The 4,824-nt window shown below is 70.7% G+C and carries 4 protein-coding genes; all 4 read left to right on the top strand.

Going from position 1 to position 4,824, the window contains the following annotated elements:
* On the top strand, positions 1-1,066 hold a 1,066-nt coding region (locus ACFTZL_RS41035; RefSeq protein WP_382594519.1), incomplete at its 5' end, for a CaiB/BaiF CoA transferase family protein.
* Complete coding sequence (locus ACFTZL_RS41040; protein WP_382594522.1) at positions 1,056-1,985, top strand: HpcH/HpaI aldolase/citrate lyase family protein; 930 nt, start codon at positions 1,056-1,058, stop codon at positions 1,983-1,985. The genes ACFTZL_RS41035 and ACFTZL_RS41040, both read left to right, overlap by 11 nt.
* Positions 1,986-2,139: 154 nt before the next feature.
* Positions 2,140-2,577 (top strand): Fur family transcriptional regulator, encoded by a 438-nt coding sequence (locus tag ACFTZL_RS41045; RefSeq protein WP_382594525.1) that lies wholly within the window; start codon positions 2,140-2,142, stop codon positions 2,575-2,577.
* Positions 2,578-2,628: 51 nt separating this feature from the next.
* A partial coding sequence (katG, locus tag ACFTZL_RS41050; protein ID WP_382594528.1) for a catalase/peroxidase HPI occupies positions 2,629-4,824 on the top strand: 2,196 nt, incomplete at its 3' end.

Here is a 4,824-nt window from a genome sequence, read left to right on the forward strand (position 1 = left end):
CGACGCCGCCCGCGCGATGGGGCCCCGGCGCGACGGCGTTCCCCTGTGGTTCAAGGTCGCCGGTCGCAACAAGCGCTCCGTCACCCTCGATCTGCACCACGAGGCGGGCCGTGCGGTCGCCCACCGCCTCGTCGCCTGGGCGGACGTCGTCATCGTCACCCTGCGCGCCGGGCGGCTGCGCAGTTGGGGTCTGGACTGGGAGGCCGTGCACCGGATCAACCCCAAGGCCGTCCTGCTGCAGATCTCCGGCTTCGGCGCCACCTCCAGCCAGGCCGACGCCCCCGGCTTCGGCAAGATGGGCGAGGCCCGCAGTGGGGTCGTCCACCTGACCGGTTCCCCCGACGGCCCGCCCGTCCACACCGGCTTCTCGCACGGCGACGCCGTGACCGGCCTCATGGGTGCCTACGCCGTCCTCGCCGCCCTCCACCGGCGTGACCACGACCCCGACTTCGACGGGGAGTGGATCGACCTCGCCCTGTTCGAGCCCCTCTTCCGGCTCGTCGAGTGGCAGGTCATCGTCCACGACCAGCTCGGCACGGTGCCGCAGCGCTCCGGCAATCAGTTGGCGGTCGCCCCCGCCGCCGTGATCAACACCTACCGTTCCCGCGACGAGCAGTGGATCACGGTGACCTCCGCGACCCTGCGCTCGGTACGCAACGTGGCCCGGCTGCTGGGCCTGCCCGAGGAGGAGTTCGCCACGTCGGAGCAACAGCACGCACGACGCGGGGAGTTGGACGACGGTCTGCGGACCTGGGTGGCGGAGCGCTCCGAGGCCGAGTGCCTGGAGGCGTTCGCCCGCGCCGAGGTCGTGGCCTCCCGGGTGTTCGACGCGGCCGACATCGCCGCCGACCCCGTCTACGCCGAGCGCGAGGACATCGTCACCGTCGACGACCCCGACCTGGGCGAGGTACGCATGCAGGCGGTCATCCCGCACTTCCGGCAACGCCCCGGCCGCATCTGGCGCACCGGCCCCGCGCTCGGCCAGGACAACGACCTCGTGTACCGGGACTGGCTCGGACTGAGCGACGAGGAACTCGCGGCCCTGGAGAAGAACGATGTCGTCTGACGCCGGCACACCCGCGAGCGGCGAGGCGCGTGCCACGGCACCCCTGCGCTCCCTCCTCTTCGTCCCCGGCCATCGCACCGACTGGCTCCCCAAGGCCCGCGCGGCCGGCGCCGACGCCGTCATCCTCGACCTGGAGGACGCGGTGCCCGCGCCCGACAAGCCGCTGGCTCGCGCCCGGGTGACCGAGGCCCTGGCGGAGGCCGCCGCGGAACCGCCCGGCGCCATGCCCCTGTTCGTCCGGATCAACCCGCTCGACGACTGGACCGCCGCCGAGGAACTGCGTGCCGTCGTGCGCCCCGGAACGACCGGGATCGTCCTGCCGAAAGTGCGCACCGCCGCCGACGTACGGCTCGCCGACCGCCTCATCACCTGGTGCGAACAGGAACACGGGCTCCCCGTCGGCACGACGAGCCTCGTCCCCCTGCTGGAGTCGGCCCGCGCCCTCCACGACGCCTACGACATCGCCGCCGCGGCCCCCCGGATCGCACACGCCGGTGCGCTGACCGCACCCGGAGGCGACGTGGAGCGCGCCGTCGGCTACCGCTGGAGCCCCCAGGGCACCGAGACGCAAGCCCTGCGCTCCCGCGTACTGCTCGACGTCCGCGCCGCCGGAGCGCCGTACCCCGTGACCGGACTGTGGACGCACATCGCCGACCTCACGGGCCTGCGCGCCTTCGCCGAACAGAACCGCGCCCTCGGCTACGACGGCATGATGGCCATCCACCCGACCCACATCCCCGTGATCAACGAGGTCTTCGCCCCCACCCCCGAAGAGCTCGACCGCTACGCCCGCCTCGTCGCCGCCGTGGAGTCGGCCCAGCGCACCGGCACCGGCGCGCTCACCTTCGAGGGCCAGATGGTCGACGAGGCCATGGCGGCGACGGCACGAGCGGTACTGACACGCCACGGGCACGGCTGACACCCGGCCGACAGAATCCCCACGGCACAATCACTGTGACGGAGTTCACAAACCTGCGATGAAGCCCGCCACACAAGGCCTCACGAAGACGACACCAAAATTGAACCGTTCGTTTTCTTGAACCGCTCGTGTTTGTGCCGTTAGGTTGTCCGGCATGACCGCATCCCAGAACCCGACCACCGCCGAAGAGCTCCGCGGTGCCGGCCTGCGGGTGACGGCCGCCCGCGTCGCGCTGCTCGAGACCGTGCGGGACGGTGACCACCTCGGCGCCGAGGTCATCGCCTCCGAGGTCCGCGGCCGCGTGGGCCACATCTCCGTCCAAGCCGTGTACGAGGGGCTCCACGCACTCACCGCGGCAGGACTCATACGCCGTCTCGACCCGCCCAACAGCCCGGCTCTCTACGAGGGACGGGTCGGCGACAACCACCACCACCTCGTCTGCCGGTCGTGCGGGACCGTCGCCGACGTCGACTGCGCGGTCGGCCACGCCCCTTGCCTGACCGCGTCCGACGACCGCGGCTTCGCCGTCGACGAGGCCGAGGTCATCTACTGGGGTCTGTGCCCCGCCTGTTCCACCGCCCGCAGTTCCTGAGCAATGTGATCCACCCGAGCACCGTGATCCACCCCGTCCGGAAGGATTTCCATGACTGAGAACCACGACGCGATCGTCACCGACCCGAAGTCGGAGGAGACGGGAGGCGGCTGCCCCGTCGCGCACGGCCGCGCGCTGCACCCGACCCAGGGTGGTGGCAACCGCCAGTGGTGGCCCGAGCGGCTCAACCTGAAGATCCTCGCCAAGAACCCCGAGGTGGCCAACCCGCTCGGTGGGGACTTCGACTACGCCGAGGCCTTCAAGAACCTCGACCTCGACGCCGTCAAACAGGACATCGCCGAGGTACTGACCACCTCGCAGGACTGGTGGCCCGCCGACTTCGGCAACTACGGCCCGCTGATGATCCGTATGGCCTGGCACAGCGCGGGCACCTACCGCACCAGCGACGGCCGCGGCGGCGCCGGCGCCGGGCAGCAGCGCTTCGCCCCGCTCAACAGCTGGCCGGACAACGGCAACCTCGACAAGGCCCGCCGTCTGCTGTGGCCGGTCAAGAAGAAGTACGGCCAGTCCATCTCCTGGGCCGACCTCCTGATCCTCACCGGCAACGTCGCCCTGGAGCAGATGGGCTTCGAGACCTTCGGCTTCGCCGGTGGCCGCGCCGACGTCTGGGAGGCCGAGGAGGACGTCTACTGGGGTCCCGAGACCACCTGGCTCGACGACAAGCGCTACACCGGCGACCGTGAGCTGGAGAACCCGCTCGGCGCGGTCCAGATGGGCCTCATCTATGTCAACCCGGAGGGCCCGAACGGCAACCCGGACCCGATCGCCGCGGCCCGCGACATCCGTGAGACGTTCGCCCGCATGGCGATGAACGACGAGGAGACCGTCGCCCTGATCGCCGGTGGCCACACCTTCGGCAAGACCCACGGAGCCGGCCCCGCCGACAACGTCGGCGCCGACCCCGAGGCCGCCACCATGGAGGAGCAGGGCCTGGGCTGGAAGAGCACCTACGGCACGGGCAAGGGCGGGGACGCCATCACCTCCGGCCTGGAGGTCACCTGGACCACCACCCCGACCCAGTGGAGCAACGGGTTCTTCAAGAACCTCTTCGAGTTCGAGTACGAGCTCGAGCAGAGCCCGGCCGGCGCCAACCAGTGGGTCGCCAAGGACGCCCCGGAGACCGTCCCGGACGCCCACGACTCGTCGAAGAAGCACCGCCCGAAGATGCTCACCACCGACCTGTCGCTGCGCTTCGACCCGATCTACGAGCCCATCTCCCGCCGGTTCTACGAGAACCCGCAGGAGTTCGCGGACGCCTTCGCCCGCGCCTGGTTCAAGCTGACCCACCGTGACATGGGCCCGAAGTCCCTGTACCTCGGCCCGGAGGTCCCGGCGGAGACCCTGATCTGGCAGGACCCGCTGCCCGAGGCCGAGGGTGAGCCCATCGGCGGCGAGGACATCGAGACCCTCAAGACCAAGCTCCTCGAGTCGGGCCTGTCCGTCTCGCAGCTGGTGTCCACCGCGTGGGCCTCGGCGTCCACCTTCCGCGGCAGCGACAAGCGCGGCGGTGCCAACGGCGCCCGCATCCGCCTGCAGCCGCAGCGCGGCTGGGAGGTCAACGAGCCCGACGAGCTCGCGCAGGTGCTGCGCGTGCTGGAAGGCATCCAGCAGGAGTTCAACTCCGGCGCGAAGAAGGTCTCCCTGGCCGACCTGATCGTCCTCGGTGGCTCCGCCGCCGTCGAGAAGGCAGCCAAGGAAGCCGGCTTCCAGGTGCAGGTTCCCTTCGCCGCGGGCCGGGTGGACGCGACGGAGGAGCACACCGACGCCGAGTCCTTCGAGGCGCTCGAGCCGACCGCGGACGGGTTCCGCAACTACCACGGCAAGGGCAACCGCCTGCCGGCCGAGTTCCTGCTGCTCGACAGGGCGAATCTGCTCACCCTGAGCGCGCCCGAGGCGACCGTCCTGGTCGGCGGCCTGCGTGTCCTGGGCGCCAACCACCAGCAGTCCCCGCTCGGCGCCTTCACCAAGACGCCCGGTTCGCTGACCAACGACTTCTTCGTCAACCTGCTCGACCTGGGCACCACGTGGAAGTCGACGTCCGAGGACCAGACCACGTTCGAGGGCCGCGACGCCGACACCGGCGAGGTCAAGTGGGCCGGCAGCCGCGCCGACCTGGTCTTCGGCTCGAACTCCGAGCTGCGCGCGCTCGCCGAGGTCTACGCGAGCGACGACGCGAAGGAGAAGTTCGTGAACGACTTCGTCGCCGCGTGGGTCAAGGTCATGAAC

This window comes from Streptomyces sp. NPDC056948 (assembly GCF_042674225.1).
Taxonomy (GTDB): Bacteria; Actinomycetota; Actinomycetes; order Streptomycetales; family Streptomycetaceae; genus Streptomyces; species Streptomyces purpurascens.

Bases quoted from the DNA above. Each gene is read 5' to 3' on its own strand.
- ACFTZL_RS41045 (WP_382594525.1), top strand. From the start codon at position 2,140: ATGACCGCATCCCAGAACCCGACCACCGCCGAAGAGCTCCGCGGTGCC.
- ACFTZL_RS41040 (WP_382594522.1), top strand. From the start codon at position 1,056: ATGTCGTCTGACGCCGGCACACCCGCGAGCGGCGAGGCGCGTGCCACG.